Here is a 16,206-nt window from a genome sequence, read left to right on the forward strand (position 1 = left end):
TTGTCCTCTGGGGGGGTGTGGGCCCCCCCTCCCCCGCCCCGCGCCCCCCCCCCCCCGGGGCGCGGGGCCGGGGGGGGGCCGCCCCCCCCCCCGGGGGGGGGCCCCACGCCCGTCTCCGCGGCGGCGAACCCGCCGCCTCCTCAGGACACCCCGAACCTCAGGGCGAGTCGGGGACACGGCGCCGCGGCCGGGCCCTCCGGGGGCGGGCCCCACGCCGCGAGTGCGGCGGACACCCCCTGGGGGCCGGATTCCAGGTAGCAGATCATGTTCACCGGGTACCGGCTGTTGTCGAACATGTAGCGGTCCATCGGCGTCGGCTCCTCGCTGATGGGCAGCCCCCGCTCCTCGGGCGGGCCGATCCGGTGCCAGTCGGGATGCAGGTGGACGGAGCCCAGGATCTCGACCCCGTCGCGCTCCGCCTGCCGGTGGATCCGCAGCAGGTCCCGCGAGCTGCACCAGAATCCCCGGCGGGGGTTGCGGTAGGCGCTGCCGAAGCACGGCGCTATGGAGGTCGAGAACTCTTCGAGCGCCATCGGGTCGCTGGCCCGGACGTTGGTCGCGAACTCGACCGCGGTGACGGCCGCGACACCGTCGTCGACGGTGCCGAGGAGGAGGGCGAAGCAGGAGGGCGGCTCCTGCGGCGTACAGGACTCGTACTCGTCGCGGGCCACGGTGACGAACGACTTCACGGCGTCGAACCCGATCAGGACGGTGCGGGGTGCGGTGGTCACGGCGGTTCCTCCTCCTCCTTCAGCCCAGGTCTGCACGGTCGTCCGCCGCGGTGGTCCGTGAGGCGAGGTCCAGCGAGCGGATCTCGGCCGGGGACAGTTCCAGGGTCGCCCCCGGGATCAGGTCGGCGAGCTGCTCCGGCGTCCTGCTGCTGGCGAGCGGGGCGACGACGTGGGGCTGCGCCGCCAGCCAGGCCAGCGCCACCGCGGCGGGGGCGGTTACGTGTTCGGCGGCGATCGCGTCCAGGGCGGTGAGCACCGCGCGGCCGCGGGGCGTCTCGGCGTACGGGCGTGCCGCGTTGCTGCGGATGCTGGCGACGGCGGGTGCGCCCTCCCGGTACTTGCCCGTCAGGAAGCCCTGCGCCAGGGCGAAGTACGGGACGCAGGAGACGCCCTCGCGCTCGCAGACCGGGGCGATCCCGCTCTCGAAGGGCTCGCGTTCCACGAGGTTGTAGGGCGGCTGGACCGCCACGTACGGGGCGAGTCCCGAACGCTTCGAGACCGCGAGGGATTCGGCCAGCCTGGGGCCGCTGATGTTCGACGCCCCGAGGTGGCGCACCTTCCCGGCCGTGACCAGCGCGTCGAGTGCGCCGAGGGTCTCGTCGAGCGGTGTGTCGGGGTCGTCCGCGTGCGTGTAGTAGAGGTCGATGTGGTCCGTCCGGAGGCGGCGCAGGGAGTCCTCCACCGCCTGCCGGACGACCTTCGCCGTGAGGCCGGACAGCCCGTTCAGCCGGCCCACCTTGGTGGCGATGACGAAGCGGTCCCGGTGGCCGCGCGCGGCCAGCCAGTCGCCCAGGATGGACTCGGACTCCCCGCCGGTGTTTCCGGGGGCCCACTGGGAGTAGGAGTCGGCGGTGTCGATGAAGTTCCCGCCCGCGGCTGCGTAGGCGTCGAGAACGCGGAAGGAGGTCGGCCTGTCGACGGTCCATCCGAAGACGCTGCCGCCGAGGCAGAGGGGAAAGACGTCGAGATCAGTATGTGCGATGGTGGCCAAGGGACGCTTTCTGGTGGTCTTACCGGCTCCGGAGGTCGGTTCCGGTGCGGAGCGTCGGCGTAGGGGGCGCGGCTCGGCGCGACTTCCCGGGGCGTCCCCGCCCGAGGGGACGGCCGCCGCCAAAGGCAACTCCAAAGGAATGGCGCAAATCTGAGACACGATCAGTCCATATGGTGATACTACCGCCCGTTGGTGCGGGGGTGGCTGCTGTGGCCGATCGGGCAGGGGAAGCCCCGAGGAAGCCCGGGGACAACCGAGGTGAAGCCACGGGAGAGCCGAGGTAAAGCCGCGGGAGGGCCGAGGAGGCGGCGGGGAGCGCGGGCTGATGCGGGATCAGCGGGACGCGGGTGCGATCGTGGTGCTGCTGACGGTGATTCCGTGACCGTGATCTCGTTCCGCGGGTGGTCGCGGACCGATAGCGTCAGCTCCGGACGCATCAGGTGGGGAACGGCCGGGCCGGGCGTCGAGGGGAGCGTGGGCGCATGGAGCCGCTGGCAGCGGACGATCCGCGGCAGGTGGGCGAGTACCGGTTGCTGCGGCAGCTCGGAGCGGGCGGGATGGGCCGGGTCTACCTGGGCCGGACGACCGGCGGGCGGACCGTCGCCGTCAAGGTGATCCGCGGCGACCTGGCCGGGGACGCCGAGTTCCGCGCCCGGTTCCGTCAGGAGGTGGCGGCCGCCCGGCGGGTCGGCGGCACCTGGACGGCGCCGGTCCTGGACGCGGACATCGAGGGCGGGCACCTCTGGGTGGCCACCGGCTACGTCGCCGGGCCCGCCCTGTCCGCCGCCGTACGGGACTTCGGGCCGCTGCCCGAGCCGGCCGTGCGGACCCTCGGCGTCGGCCTCGCCGAGGCGCTCGCCCAGGTGCACGGCCTCGGGCTGGTGCACCGGGACGTCAAGCCGTCGAACGTGCTGCTGACCCTGGACGGGCCGCGGCTGATCGACTTCGGCATCGCCCGCGCACTGGACTCCGGCACCGTGCTCACCCAGTCCGGCCAGGTGTTCGGCTCGCCGGGCTTCATGTCGCCGGAGCAGGCGAACGGGCTGCCCGCCGGGCCGGCCAGCGACGTCTTCTCGCTCGGCGCGGTGCTCGCGTACGCGGCGACGGGCACGATGCCGTTCGGCTCCGGGGTGAGCGCGCCCGTCCTGCTCTACCGCGTGCTGCACGAGGAGCCCGACCTCTCCGGGCTGTCCGGCCCGCTGCTCGCCCTCGTCCGGGACTGCCTGGCCCAGGACCCGGCCGCCCGCCCGACACCCGGACTACTACGGGAACGGCTGGACGGCGACGGTGCGGCCGCCGCCAGGCTGGGGCGCGGGGACTGGCTGCCGACGGCGCTGGCGGCGGCGGTCGGGCGCAGCGCCGTGCAACTGCTGGACCTGGAGGGGGAGCGGGAGGCCGGTGGGGGGACCGCCGCGGAGGACGGGCGCGCCGCGCCGGCCCCCGCGACGGCGACCGTCACCGGGGCTCCCGCCGGGGGCGGGACGGTCGCCGAGGCGGCGAGGGCGGCGCGAGCGGCCGAGGCGGTGGGGGCCGTACGGGCCGTACCGGGCGGCGGCGGTGGATCCGTGGCTGCCGGCGGGCCCGTGGCTGCCGGTGCGCCCGGGTTCGGGCCGCCGGCCCCGCCGGGGTTCGGCCCGCCGACCGGACCCGTCGGGCCGGTCGGACCGTACGCACCGAGCCCGCTGCCCGGCCCGCTGCCCACCCCGCTCCCGCGGCCGTCGGCGGCGGCCACCGTGCCGGGCTACGGGCCGTACCCGCAGCCGCCGAGCGGTCGGCGGGGGTACGGCGTCCTGGCGGCCGTCCTGGCCGCCGTCCTGCTGCTGGGCGGCGGGTACCTGCTGGTCGACCGGTTGCGGGGGGACGGCCACCGGCAGTCGGCCGGTGCCTCCGGTGCCGCCGGCTCCGGGCCGACCGCCCCGGCGTCGAAGAGCCCCGAGCCGACCGGCGACGGGTCAGGCCAGGGCGACGGCAGCCCCGCGCCCGGCGCGGCCGCCACGGACCCGGGGCCGGGCGTCGTCCCCGCGAAGTTCCTCGGGACGTGGGTCGGCGAGCTCAAGGGCGCCAACGGGGACGTCACCACCGTCACCCTCACCCTCGTCCAGTCGGCGCCGAGCGAGGAGAAGAGCACGATCCGCGCCGAGACGCCGAAGACCGGTACCTGGTGCGAAGGCGCGTGGACGCTCACCAACGCCGACGAGAGCCGGGTCTCCTACGCGTCCCGGGTGACCGGTTCCTCGTCCGGTGACGAGTGCATCGGCGACAGGTCGATCTACCGCCTGGTGACGATGCAGCCGGACGGCACGCTCCACTACAGCGCGGACCTGGTCAAGCCGGACCAGTACCTGGTGCTGCGGAAGAAGGGCTGAGGCGACCGGAACGACAGCGCCGCCCCTGGAGACTCCGGGGGCGGCGCAGGTGGTTCAGGTCATCGGCCGCGGCCGAATCCCGTTACGGCGCGATCTCGAACTCGGGGGGCTGCAGGCACGCGAGGCACTCCGTGTTCGGGGCGGTCGGGGTGTCGAAGAACGAGCGGGTGATCGCCTGGGCGCACGGGGAGTCGGCGAAGACCACGTGGGCGACGTACGGGACCGTGACCTCGGTGGACCGGCTCAGCGTCCGGGCGGCGTACGGCCCGCTGCTGGGTGCGGTCTGGGAGTCGAACCCGCCCGACAGGACGAGGGTCGGGATGTCGCTGCGGGTCACCTCCCGGATCGAGCGCGGCGCCGCGGGAACGTCCCAGGCGCGGCAGTCCGCATGGAGCCAGGCGAGCAGCGGAGCGTTGGCCAGCACCGACCGGGGGAACGACGGGAACGCGCGCCGTCCGGCCCGGATCACGTCCTCCTCGCTCTCGAACGGCGTCCACTCGCTGCAGAAGACGCCGTAGGCGAGCCCGTGGGAGACCCTCCCGATGGCCTGCGGGCTGAGCTTGCCGCCCGCGTACTGCTCGGCGATCCGCTGCGGGTTGCCGTGGGCCAGTTCGTCGATGGAACGGGGCACTCCGGACGCCAGGTGGCTGGCGAAGGTCAGCCAGTTCACCAGGAATCCGCCGTCCAGTACGACCTCCACCGGCTCCGGGTGGTCCGGGACGGTGACGGTGGTGGTGAGGGGTCGGGCTTCGAGTTCGACGACGAGGCGTTCGAAGGTGGCCTTGAGGTCGGGATAGCGGGTGTTGCAGGCGGGCTGGTCCGCGCAGGCCTTGAACAGGCCGTCGAAGCCCTCCCGTGCGGCGCGCCAGGTCACGGCCCCGCCGGCCAGGGACGGCGGCAGGACGCCGTCGATGCCGACCGACCGGATGCCCTCCGGGTGCAGGCGCATGTACTGGAGCGCCAGGTCGGTGCCGTACGAGATGCCGAACACGTTCCACTGCTCGATGTCCAGGGCCCTGCGCAGGTCGGCGTAGTCGGCGGTGCTCTCGGTGCCGTTGTAGGCGCTGAGGTCGGCCCCGCGGCCCACCAGCCGGTCGCGGCACTCCCGGGTCGCCTCGACGTGCAGGCGGCCGGTGGACGGCGCGCCGTAGACGAGGCCGAGGGCGCGCGCGTTGAACTCGTCGATGTTCGGGCAGGTGAGCTCCGGGTCGGCCGAGTAGGTCCCGCGCTGGGACATGAAGATCACGTCGCGGTCGCTGTTCAGGCCGCCGTTGAGCGCCATCGGGATCTCGGAGACCGCGTCGTCGCCGGGCCCGCCGGCGAACCACACGATCGGGTCGGGCGCCGGTCTGGCGGTGGCCGCGGGGATGATCGCGACCGCGAGGGCGATCGTCCGCCCGTTGTGCCGGGACCGCTTCTCGGGCACGGTGAGCGTTCCGCAGCGGGCCCCGTCGAGGGCGGGGATCGGCTCCGCCGTCCGGGGACAGGGGCCCGGCTCGAAGTGGGCGCGGCCGACCGTCCGGGCGACCGAGCCGAGCGGTTCGCCGCCGGACTCGGCCCGGGCGGGCACCGCGGCGAGGCCGGCCACGAGGATCCCGGCCGTGGCCCCGGCCAGCGAGGCCAGGAGCCGTCGCGCGGTGCGCCGGTGGTGGGGCGGACGGATCGACATCATGCGCTCTCCGGGTCCGGGGTGATGGTGAACGGCTTCGGTTCGAGTCCTGCCACGCAGCAGGTGTCGGGCGCGGTCGGTTGCGCGAGGAAGGAGGCCAGGACGCGCTGCGCGCAGGGCGACTGGGGGACCACGAAGTGGCCGATCCCGGGAATCCGCACCGCGGTCGAGCGCGACAGCGTCCGGCCCGCGTACGGGCCCCAGCTCGCCCCGGTCTTCGCGTCGAAGGTCCCGGAGACGATGAGCGCCGGAACGTCGCTGTACGTCGTCACCCGCTGGACGGAGGTGCGGTCCGGGACGTTCCAGACGCGGCACACGTCGTGCTCGAAGGGGAGCTGCGGGGCATGGGCCAGGACGCTGTCCGGCCAGCCGGGGAAGGCCCGGCGTCCCGCTTCGAGCAGGTCGGACTCCGAATGGCCCGGCACCCACTCGGCGCAGGCCACCGAGTTCGTCAGGCCGTAGGCGAACTCGCCGACGGCGGGCGTGGCACCGGCGGCCCGGGCCTGCGCGAGGCGCTCCGGACGTCCGTGGGCGAGCTCGTCGAGCAGGGCGGGGACCTCGACGGACGGTACGGCGCCGCCGTCGGCGACCAGGAGGTTCACCAGGGCGCCCCCGTCGAGGACGACCTCCACGGGGTCTCCTCCCGCCGCCGGCTGCACCGTCAGCGTGAGCGGGTGCTCCTCCAGGCGGCGGACCTGCTCGGTCAGCGTGCCCGGGAGGTCCGGGTAGCGGGTCCGGCAGGCGGGCTGGGCCTCGCAGGCCGCGAAGATCTCGCCGATCCCCTCCCGGGCGCTGTCCCAGGTCCACGGCAGGCTCACGATCTGCGGGGGGACGACCGAGTCGATCGCCACCGAGCGGATCCCCTGGGGATGCCGGCGCAGGTAGGTGAGGGCCAGGTCGGTGCCGTAGGAGTAGCCGTAGACGTTCCACTGCCCGATGCCCAGCGCGGTGCGCAGGTCGGCGAAGTCCGCGGCGTTCTCGGTGGTGTTGTAGGCGCTCAGCCGGACCCCGTCGGCCGTCAGGCGGGCCCGGCACTCCGCGGCCGCGCGCACCAGGAGCCGTCCGGTCGACGGCGCGCCGTAGTGCAGCCCCACGGCCTGCGCGGAGAACCGGTCGATCTCCGGGCAGGCGAGGTTCGGCTGCGAGTGGAGCCCGCCCCGCTGGGACATGACGATCAGATCGCGCTCCCGGTTCACACCGGAGTCGATCAGGAAGGGGATGGCCCCGAAGGCGTCGCCGCCGGGACCTCCCTCCATGAACACCACCGGGTCCTCGGCCGGCGTCGCCGAGGCGGCCGGGATGATCGCCACGGCCAGCCGGATCGTCCGCCCGCTGTGCTGTCCGTCGTGTGGCCCGCCGTGCCGTCCGTCGTGGGGCCCGCCGTGCCGTCCGTCGTGATGCCCGTCGTGTTGTTCGCGGCTTTCGGGCACCTCCAGGAAGCCGCACCGCCCGGGGACCGGCTCGGGCGTCGTCGGGCAGGGAGCGGGTACGAACCGCACCCGCTCTCCTGCCGGGCGCCCCCGGTCGAGTGATGGCGCGGCCCCGCTCGGCGCCGTGCCGACCGTCCCCAGGACGAGGGCCGCCACCACGCCGGTGAGCGCGGCCCTGGTGCGTCGCCGGGCGGCCCGACGCGGCGCCCGCGCCGGTGCGGACCCGTCGCTCTCCCGGACGCACGACGGGCCCGGCGGCTCCCCGGAGCCCGTCGCGCCGCCCGGATCGCCGACTTGTCGTGCGTCGACTCGTTGTGCCATGTGACCCCGTTCCTCGGTTGACGTGCACGGCAGCCGCCGGCCGTACAACACCGCGCGGCTCGGCACGCCACAGGGGTTCGGAACGGGCACAGCGTGGTCGAAGCATGCGAGGCGCACGAACGGATCACCCGGCAACACGCGGCGACCCCGCCGGTTCTCACCCGTCCCGCCGAGTCACGGGTTCACCGGCCCTCGGCAGGGCAGGGCAGGGCTAGGGGCGGAGGCCCTCCGCGCGGGCGGCGGCCACCATCCCCGCCCAGGCCTCCACCAGCACCGCCCAGCGCTCGGCGTCCTCCTGCGCCTCGTCCAGGAGCTGCTGCCGCTGCCCGGCCACCGCGTCCGCGAGCTCGGCGTACTTGCCGCCCAGCTTGCGGTAGGAGCGGTCCAGGACGTCCAGGCGGTGCTCGTTCCCGGCCCGGTCCCAGTCGACGCTGCCCCGCACCAGGTCGAGGATCGGCTCGACCTTCAGCCCGTGCCGCTCGTCCAGCAGCCCGCGGCCGAGGTCGATCATCCCGCCGTAGACCGGGTACAGGTACAGCATCGAGAGCAGGAACTTGACGAACCGCAGCTGGTAGGAGACGAAGCCGGCGCCGACGCGGCGCTCGGGCGTGTAGTAGTTGACGATGTGGCGGTTGTGGACGACGCCGGGCAGCCGGGAGTGGACCAGGGCGTGCAGCAGGGCGTAGTCGCTGCCGATGGTCTCGATCGAGGGCAGCAGCGGCAGCACCTCGTAGGCCCGGTGGTCCAGGGCGATGTTGCACATGTAGACGTCCCAGATGTCGGGCACGCCGAGGACGGACTCGTCGGCGCCGAACGGCTCGGATCCGGCGCCCTTGAAGGAGACGTCCACCATCGCGTCCTGCTCCTCCTGCGACCATACCGGCGGGGTCCACAGGCGCACCACGTCGCGGTACACCGCCGGGTCGAGCTCGTGGATCTCGCCGATGTCCACGTTGAGTTCGCCGATGAAGGAGCCGCTGACCAGCATCACCGGCTTGTCCGCGTCGGCCGGGTCGAGCTCGGAGCGGGACACCGCGGCCGCCGCCTCGCCGGCCGGCCGGCCGATCGACAGCAGCTCGTGGTGGATCGGGAAGACCTTCCGGCCGTCGACGACCTGGAAGTCGGCGTCGTCGTTGCGCAGGTGCGCCGAGGTGCAGCCCAGGGCGGCCGCGCCCAGGAAGAGCCGGTTGACGCAGGAACCGTACGCGACGGCCCCCGGGAGCATCAGGTCGAGCAGCAGTCCGGGGTCGGCGGCGCCGGAACGCTCGGCCACCCGGCGCAGGAACTCCCGCTGCTGCGCCTCACCGAGGTGGTGGACGAACACACCGGGAGTGGGGGTCAGCGAGGCCACGGCGTCCGCGTTCTTCGCGAACTCGGCGGCGTCGGTGGTGTCGAGGACGAGGAGGTGCACCTCGACCCCGAAGTTCTCGACGGCGTAGGCCGCCTCCTCGGCGAGGTCCACGATGGTGCCGGGGCAGGGGCGCATGGTGGGCAGGGCGAGGCAGACTCGTTGCATGGTGCGGTTCTCCGTCTGATCGTCGGATTCGGTACAGCAGTTGCCACTTGGGTGCAGGGTGGTACGTCCTGGACGGGGCCCGTCGGATCCATCGGCCCGTCCGCGGATCAGGGCATGGCAGTGCCGCAGGGCTCGCTCAAAGCCGCTGTGGAGTCGTCCAGTTGGGGGAGTCGGTGAGTCCCCGGCGGTGTCGGCGCCGGGTCGCTGGGCTCCGCCGGACTCCGGTGGACGACCCTGTTTCACCACCGTGGACTAGACCAACTTTGGTGTCAACGGGATGCTTTCAGGGACGGGGCGGCACGCGCCGACACTGCCCGATCGGGCAGGCGCCCCTGCCCTCGTACGGACGTCGGCGCGGCTCGCCGGGTCGGGGAGGGCGGCGCGGGAAGCGGGGGCGGTCGGCCCTCCAGGCCGTAGTGCGCCGTGACCGGCGCGTGGTCAGCCGGTGAACCCCGGCACCACCAGACCCGATTCGTACGCGATCACCACCGCGTGCGTCCGGTTCTGCGCACCGAGCTTGGTCAGCACGTTCCCGACGTGCGTCTTCACCGTCTCCAGGCTCACCATGAGCGACTGTGCGATCTCCGGGTTGGACAGGCCGGTGGCCATCAGCCGCAGCACCTCCTCCTCCCGCCCCGTCAGCGCCGCCCGCGGCAGCGCCTCTGCGGATCCCCGTGGGCGGGCGGCGACCATCCGGCGCAGGGCAGCCGGGAAGAGGATCGCCTCCCCCGATGCCACCACGCGTACCGCCTCGGCGATCTGCCGGACCGGAAGCCGCTTGAGCACGAACCCGCTGGCCCCCGCGCCGAGCGCCGCAGTGACGTAACCGTCGTTCTCGAAGGTGGTGATCACCACGACCTTCGGCGGTCCGACCGACGGGTCCGAAGGGTCCGACCGGGCCGGCTCGGCAAGGAGGAGGCGGGTGGCCTCGATCCCGTTGCACCTCGGCATCCGCACATCCATCAGGACCACGTCCGGCCGCAACCGCCGCACCTGCTCGACGGCCTCGACGCCGTCGGCCGCCTCTCCGACCACCGCGATCCCCGGCTGCGCCGCGAGCAGGGTGCGCAGACCGCTGCGGGTCACCTCGTCGTCGTCCGCGATCACGAGGGTGACGTGGGTGCCGGCCGGGTCGGCCGAGCTCGCGTCGGAGCCGGTCATGCCGAGCCCCGTACCGGCAGCCGGACCGCCAGCCGCCACTGCCGCGGCCCGTCCGGGCCGACCTCGATCGCACCGTGCAGCAGCCGTACGCGCTCGGCGAGGCCGGGCAGACCGCGCCCGGACGTCCGGAAGCCACCCGCGTCCGTACGCGTGCCCGCGCCCGCCCCGTTGACCACACCGAGCTCAAGGCAGTCCGGAGCCACCGCGACCCGGACGCCGATCGGACCGCCCGTCCCGTGCCGCAACGCGTTCGTCAGCCCTTCCTGCAGAATCCGGTACGCGGCCCGGGAAGGCGTCCCCGGCACCTGCGCCAACTCGCCGGACACCTCCACATCGAGGACCGCGCCCGCGTGCCGCAACCGGTCGAGCAGTTCGGGCAGGTCGGCCAGGGTCCGGGTCGGTGCCGTCTCCGCCTTCTCCTCGCGCAGTACGCCCAGCACGTAGTCCAGGTCCTCCAGCGCGGCCCTGGCCGACTCCTCGATGCTGCGCAGCGCGGCCCGCGCCGCCCCCGGGTCGGCGGAGAGCACCTCGCCCGCGACCGCCGCCTGGATCGTGGTCGCGGTCAGCGTGTGCCCGATCGAGTCGTGCAACTCGTGGGCCAGCCTGTTGCGTTCGGCCAGGCGCTGCTCCCGCTCGGCCATCAGCGCGAGTCGCTCGGCCGACGAAGGACCCAGGAGCCTGGGCGCCAGCCACCGCAGCACGCTCGTCACCACCACGCACACGACCGCCGCGAGCAGCAGGCAGCAGAGCGCCACCACCCAGCCCCGCCATCCGCCGTCGGACCGCAGCGACCGGCCGAACAGACTCAGCCCGGCTTCGGCACCGAGCCAGTCCCCGGGGAGGGCGATCCCCATGAGGATCAGCACGCCGCTCGTCAGCGTCCCCGTCCACCCCAGCGCCACGTGCAGCAGCAGCCAGAGGGGAGTCCGCCAACGGTCGGCGCCGGACGGCACGGCGGCAGGGGCCGGCAACGGCACCCGCAGAAGTCGGCGGGCGAACGCGACCAGTGCCCGCCGCGTGGTGCGGGCAAGACCGACCAGGCCGATCAGCGCTCCCCAGGCCAGGAGGACCAGGACGGCCTGCACTCCAGAGGGAGCGGACGGCCACGCCAGCGTCGGCAGCAGGGCGAGAGGCAGCAGCGGAAGGCTCGCCAACGCGCCGCAATAGGCCAACAGCATGCCCGAATACGTGGAGCCGCGCAGCAGCGGCCTGAGTCCGATGATCATTGTCGCCCCAGTATGACCGCGCAGCTCACCGACGGCCTCCCCCGATCGAGGGAGCACCATCTCCCGCCTTCCCGCGATGCGCATCCGCGACCCCGGAAGCCAGGATCGTGCCCTGACCAGTCGACCGGAGGACATGTGATGAACACGCAAGGAACAGCGCCGCCGCCGCACCCCACGGCATCGACCACCGGCCCGGCCGGGGCTGCCCTGGTGGTCGGGGTCATCGGCTTGAGCACGTCGATCTTCTTCATCGGTGGCCTGTTCGGCGGCGTCGGCCTGATCCTGGGCACCGTCGCCCTGGCGACGGCCAAGCGGACCGGTACCGGCCGGGGCAAGGCCCTCACCGGCGTGGTGACGTCGGCCCTCGCGATCGTGGTGTCCGTCCTGGTCGCCGTCTTCTTCGCCTGGTACGCCAACAAGACGCAGGAGTGCTACCAGCCCGACAGTTTCCAGCAGTACAAGCAGTGCGTCCACCAGCAGCTCACCGGGAACTGACCGGCGACGGGCGGCTGCTCCACCTGAGGCGTCCGCAGCAGCAGTGCACGCAGCGGAACAGGGGTTCCCAATCCTGTCCGGGACACGTCCGGAGCCGTCCCGGACGTGTCCCGGACACGGTCTCCCCTTGCCGGCCTTGACCGGTCCGCGACACGGTGAGGCTGCTGCCGGGCCGACCCGGCCCGCAGCGCAACCCGATCCAGTCGAACGGAGCACCAGCATGCGAGTTCGAGCCCTCACCGCCGCTGCCGGCATCGCGGCCCTGGCCGTCCTGGCGACCCCGGTCGCCGCCCAGGCGGCTGCCCCGGCCGCCCCGTCGGCCCCGACCGCTTCCGCCGCCGCGTCCACCGCGCTGCCGTACAAGTGGTGGCCCACCAACGACGTCTACGGCAAGGAGGCGGACTGCAACCGGCGCGCGGCCTGGTGGTTCGACACCCACACCGACGTCTACGGCGCCGAGTGCCGTTGGAACAGCGGCCTCCGCAAGTGGCAGGTCTGGATCCAGCGGTAGGAACGGCACCCGCCCCAGCGCCGTTGGGCACCAGGCAGCCACCCGCCACAGGTGGCCCGGCCCCGGCCCCGGGGGCATGTGCGTGACGCCAGGCCGACGGCCCGGCCCGGATCTCGTTGCCCTGGCCGGGCCGTCGTGCTGACGTACGAGCCCGGTCCGTGGTGGCCTGACCGGGGCCGACCGAGCTGCGGGCGCAGGGCGTCGACCGAGTCGGCAGGCCCGGCGGCCCGGATCAGAAGTTCCGGTCGTAGTGCACGGTGACGGGTGCGTGGTCGGACCACCGCTCGGGGTGCGTGGGGGGCGTGAGGGCGGGGCCGCTTCCGGTGGCCAGGGGGTCGGGGGGCGACTCCGGGCGGGTGGCGGTGACCGTGTCGACCGTCGCGCCCCGGGTGAGGTCGGGGTCGCCGTTGGGCTGGCGGGCGGCGATGTCTACCAGTCGTTCCTCTCCGGCGGTGACTACCACCGCTGGCACGCGCCGGTCAGCGGAACGGTCATCAGTGCCCGGGTGGTCGAGGGGCTGACGTTCACCGAACTCGAATCGGCGGGCCACGACGAGGAATCCGGAGTTCAGTCGCAGATCTACGAGGCCTCGGTCAACGCCCGCGCCCTGATCTTCATCAAGAGCCCCGCCCCCATCGGCGTCGTCTGCGTGATGCCCGTCGGCATCACCGAGATCTCCTCGCTCACCATCGGGGTCACGCCGGGGCAGAAGGTCGGCAAGGGCGACGAGCTGGGCTACTTCAGCTATGGCGGCTCCAGCATGGTCCTGGTCTTCCAACCGGGTGCCGTGGCCGCCTTCGACGTGCCGGACAACACGACCGGAGACATGACGAAGGGCCGGCGGTGCGACGTCAACTCGCAGATCGCCCACACCCGCTGAGAGCCGCGAAATCCGGTGGGACCCTCGGTCCGCCGCGGCCGGGGGCGGGTGGCCGTCGCGGCAGCACCCGCCGCGACGACGGCACGTGCGGCGATCGTGGCGGGCCGCCGTTCGCGCGTCACCACCCTCAGTGGCCACTCGTGCGCCCTGCGGAGCCGATTCTCGGGCCGGACGCCCTGGCCGGATGAGCGAGATCCTGCCTCCGTGCCCGAAATGCACCAGCGAGTGGACCGACGAGAAGAGGCCTCCGACGGTCTACCCGGAGTGCGGCCGGCGAGGGCGCCCACCTCAAGCGGGGTCGAGAAAGCCTGAACCACGGCTCACGCGTCGATGCCGAGCCGTCGACCCGTGGATAGACTGACCAGGCGTTCCAGGAACGGACCCGGCGCGGGCGGCGGAGCACTCGGGCGCCTCGTTGTCGCACGCGCACGCCACTCTCCGTGACCACACGGCGGCGGCAAGCCTGTCGCGGATGATCCGGCAGCGGGCCATCGAGTCGGACGGGAGCCCAGCCATGGCGAACACGTCCAGGTCTCCGGGCGGCTACGGCCCCGAGATCACCCGCCCCCTGTCCGCCCGTGCTGCTTCGCCGTCGTCGGGCTCCCCCGGTGACACCGAGCCGACCGCGGCCAACGACCGGCTGGCGCTCAACGGCATGGGCAGCTTCGACTGGGACCTCGACAGGGGCACATACCACCTCGACGACGTGGGCCTGGACGTGTTCGACCTACAGGCCGACGAGTTCGACGGAGTGCCCGCGTCACTCTCCGCCAGGGTGCTGCCGACGGACAGCGACCGGCTCGACGAGGCCGTGTCGCTCGCCCTACGGGAGGGCCACCTGACTTTCGCGGCCTACTTCCGACTGGTCTGCCGCGACGGAACGCTGCGCTGGGCCCACACGCAGGGGCGCATCCTGCGCGACGCGCAAGCGCACCCGTACCGCATCGTCGGAATCGTCCGCAACGCCGAGGAGGAGCTGGCCCATGCCGAGGGGATGCGCACGCTCGCCGCCGACCGGCGCCGCCAGACCGACTCCGTGCGCGCCACCACCGAAGCCCTCGCCCGCGCCATCACCGTCCGCGACGTGACCAACGTGCTGACCGACAGCGAAGGGCTGCGACGCTTCGGGGCGGACGGGCTTGCCCTCGGGCTGGTGGACGGGGGTGTTATGCGCCTCGTCGCCGTGACCGAGCAACCGTCGGCGGAGCTCAGGGCCCGGGACGACCTGTCGCTGACCCACCTGGGGGACGGGCTGCCGCTGTCCGAGGCCGTGCTCACCCGGCGCGCGCGATTCGTCAGCACCAGGAAGGAGCTCACCACCCGCTACCCCCGCCTTCTGCCCTACGCCGAGGAGATGGGGATTGAGGCGGCGGCCTTCCTGCCCCTGGCCGCCCAGGCCAGATCCATCGGCGCGCTGGGCCTGTTCTATCGGGACAGGCACCACTTCAGCACCGAGGACCGCAACATCTGCATCGCGCTCAGCAGCGCCGTCGCGCAGTCCCTGCAACGCGCCATGCTCTTCGACCAGGAACGCGAATTCGCGACCACGCTCCAGACCACCATGCTGCCGCGCCGCATCCCCGAGATCAACGGCGGCGAGGTGGCCGTCCGCTACCGCGCCGGCCGCAGCGGACGCGAGGTGGGCGGGGACTGGTACGACGTCATCCCCCTGCCGGGTCGACGGGTGGGTCTCGTGGTCGGCGACGTGGAGGGGCATGACAGCCACGCGGCCGCCATCATGGGTCAGTTGAGGATCGCTCTGCGGGCCTACGCCACCGAGGGGCACACTCCCGCCACGGTCATGGCCCGCGCGTCCGGGTTTCTCGCCGATCTCGACACCGAGCGGTCCGCGACCTGTATCTACGTCGACGCCAACCTGGAGACCGGAACACTGCGCCTGGTGCGGGCCGGCCACCTCGAACCACTCGTGCGGCACAGCACCGGCCGCACCAGCTGGGCCAGCGTCCGCGGTGGCCTTCCGCTCGGCGTGGCCACGGTATTCGGCCAGGACGGCTACCCCGAGACCCGTCTCGACCTCAACCCCGCGGACACCCTGCTTCTGTGCACCGACGGAATGGTCGAACACCCCGGTCGCGACATCGCGGACGGCATCGAAGCCCTCGCGGCCGCCATGCGCGCCGGCCCGCTCGACACCGAGGCGCTCGCCGACCACCTCTGCGGCGGCCACCCGAGCCGCCTCGGCAGCAGCGACGACATGGCGCTCCTGCTGCTGCACCGCAAAGCCGTATCCGGCACCTTCGCCACCCGGCAGATGACCCAGCACGTCCACCAGGCCGATCCGGAAGGGCTGGCGGAGACCCGGGCCATGCTCCGCCAGGCCCTGGCCGCGTGGGGTGCGGCCGACTTCCTGTCCGACATCGAACTCACGGCGGACGAACTGATCACCAACGCCCTGGTCCACACCGACGGGGGCGCACTGCTCACGATGGAACTACGGACTGGGACCACCCCCTGCATCCGCCTGGAGATCCAGGACCGCTCCAGCGTCCTGCCGAGCCGCCGGGCACCCGGCGAGACCGCCACCTCCGGCCGCGGCCTGCTGCTGGTGGATGCCCTCACCGGGAGCTGGGGCGTGGAGCCACTCGGCAGCGGCAAGAACGTCTGGTGCGAATTCCCGCTGGCGCGTTGACCATCTGATGGCAGTTCACATGTCCGGCCACTCGTGCATCCACGTGGCCGCCACACCGGCCCGGCACCGGAGCCCGGCGAGTCGGCCGTCCGGCCCCCGGAGAATCAGCACCCCGGTCGGCCGACGCTGCCGGGTCTGTCAGAACGGGCTGCCGTAACTGCCGTGGTGGCCACCGAAGTAGTGGCCGCCGCCGGCGTCGGGAGGCCGCCTCTGCGCCGTGGTAGCGCTGTGCGCCGCCCAGGCCCGGCCGGGCCTGGGC

13 protein-coding genes are annotated in these 16,206 nt (G+C 73.3%); 5 read left to right on the top strand and 8 right to left on the bottom strand.

The annotated features are described in order from the left end of the window. Window positions 1-140: 140 nt before the first annotated feature. The gene (locus ACWGB8_RS34305; RefSeq protein ID WP_452217574.1) at window positions 141-731 is read right to left on the bottom strand and encodes a hypothetical protein; all 591 of its coding nucleotides are present in this window, start codon (window positions 729-731) and stop codon (window positions 141-143) included. Window positions 732-750: 19 nt separating this feature from the next. Beyond that, window positions 751-1,722: an aldo/keto reductase gene (locus tag ACWGB8_RS34310; protein WP_452217575.1), complete on the bottom strand. Its 972-nt coding sequence runs from the start codon at window positions 1,720-1,722 to the stop codon at window positions 751-753. Between the two features lie 482 nt (window positions 1,723-2,204). Between ACWGB8_RS34310 and ACWGB8_RS34315 the strand changes: the two genes are divergently transcribed. Further along, the gene (locus tag ACWGB8_RS34315; RefSeq protein ID WP_452217576.1) at window positions 2,205-4,088 is read left to right on the top strand and encodes a serine/threonine-protein kinase; all 1,884 of its coding nucleotides are present in this window, start codon (window positions 2,205-2,207) and stop codon (window positions 4,086-4,088) included. A gap of 82 nt (window positions 4,089-4,170) precedes the next feature. Here the strand turns inward: ACWGB8_RS34315 and ACWGB8_RS34320 are convergent, their stop codons facing one another. The 5 genes from ACWGB8_RS34320 to ACWGB8_RS34340 all read right to left on the bottom strand — a co-directional run bounded on the left by ACWGB8_RS34320 (window position 4,171) and on the right by ACWGB8_RS34340 (window position 11,411). Next, window positions 4,171-5,760: an alpha/beta fold hydrolase gene (locus tag ACWGB8_RS34320; RefSeq protein WP_452217577.1), complete on the bottom strand. Its 1,590-nt coding sequence runs from the start codon at window positions 5,758-5,760 to the stop codon at window positions 4,171-4,173. Then, window positions 5,757-7,346 carry an alpha/beta fold hydrolase gene (locus ACWGB8_RS34325; protein WP_452217584.1) on the bottom strand — a complete coding sequence of 530 codons (1,590 nt, stop codon included), beginning with the start codon at window positions 7,344-7,346 and terminating at the stop codon, window positions 5,757-5,759. The genes ACWGB8_RS34320 and ACWGB8_RS34325 overlap by 4 nt, the downstream gene beginning before the upstream one ends. A gap of 373 nt (window positions 7,347-7,719) precedes the next feature. Then, a complete protein-coding gene (locus ACWGB8_RS34330) occupies window positions 7,720-9,024 on the bottom strand; it encodes a DUF6271 family protein (RefSeq protein ID WP_452217578.1) in 1,305 nt (434 codons plus the stop codon). A gap of 438 nt (window positions 9,025-9,462) precedes the next feature. Beyond that, complete coding sequence (locus ACWGB8_RS34335) at window positions 9,463-10,185, bottom strand: response regulator (RefSeq protein WP_452217579.1); 723 nt, start codon at window positions 10,183-10,185, stop codon at window positions 9,463-9,465. Continuing rightward, on the bottom strand, window positions 10,182-11,411 hold the full coding sequence (locus ACWGB8_RS34340) for a sensor histidine kinase (protein ID WP_452217580.1): 1,230 nt from the start codon (window positions 11,409-11,411) through the stop codon (window positions 10,182-10,184). The genes ACWGB8_RS34335 and ACWGB8_RS34340 overlap by 4 nt, the downstream gene beginning before the upstream one ends. Before the next feature lie 138 nt (window positions 11,412-11,549). On the opposite strand from ACWGB8_RS34340, the gene ACWGB8_RS34345 reads away from it, so the two are divergent. Together ACWGB8_RS34345 and ACWGB8_RS34350 are read left to right on the top strand one after the other, a co-directional pair. Then, window positions 11,550-11,906 (top strand): DUF4190 domain-containing protein, encoded by a 357-nt coding sequence (locus ACWGB8_RS34345; RefSeq protein WP_452217581.1) that lies wholly within the window; start codon window positions 11,550-11,552, stop codon window positions 11,904-11,906. Window positions 11,907-12,126: 220 nt separating this feature from the next. After that, window positions 12,127-12,417 (top strand): hypothetical protein, encoded by a 291-nt coding sequence (locus tag ACWGB8_RS34350; protein ID WP_452217582.1) that lies wholly within the window; start codon window positions 12,127-12,129, stop codon window positions 12,415-12,417. A gap of 232 nt (window positions 12,418-12,649) precedes the next feature. On the opposite strand, the gene ACWGB8_RS34355 is transcribed toward ACWGB8_RS34350, so the two are convergent. Further along, entirely contained in the window at window positions 12,650-12,889 is a 240-nt protein-coding gene (locus ACWGB8_RS34355) for a hypothetical protein (protein WP_452217586.1), read from the bottom strand. Between ACWGB8_RS34355 and ACWGB8_RS34360 the strand changes: the two genes are divergently transcribed. Both ACWGB8_RS34360 and ACWGB8_RS34365 read left to right on the top strand, forming a co-directional pair. After that, window positions 12,830-13,297 (top strand): phosphatidylserine decarboxylase, encoded by a 468-nt coding sequence (locus ACWGB8_RS34360; RefSeq protein ID WP_452217585.1) that lies wholly within the window; start codon window positions 12,830-12,832, stop codon window positions 13,295-13,297. The genes ACWGB8_RS34355 and ACWGB8_RS34360 overlap by 60 nt on opposite strands. 514 nt (window positions 13,298-13,811) lie before the next feature. Next, window positions 13,812-15,947 (top strand): SpoIIE family protein phosphatase, encoded by a 2,136-nt coding sequence (locus ACWGB8_RS34365; protein ID WP_452217583.1) that lies wholly within the window; start codon window positions 13,812-13,814, stop codon window positions 15,945-15,947. Window positions 15,948-16,206 lie beyond the last annotated feature (259 nt).

The sequence above is a fragment of the Kitasatospora sp. NPDC054939 genome (assembly GCF_053610105.1).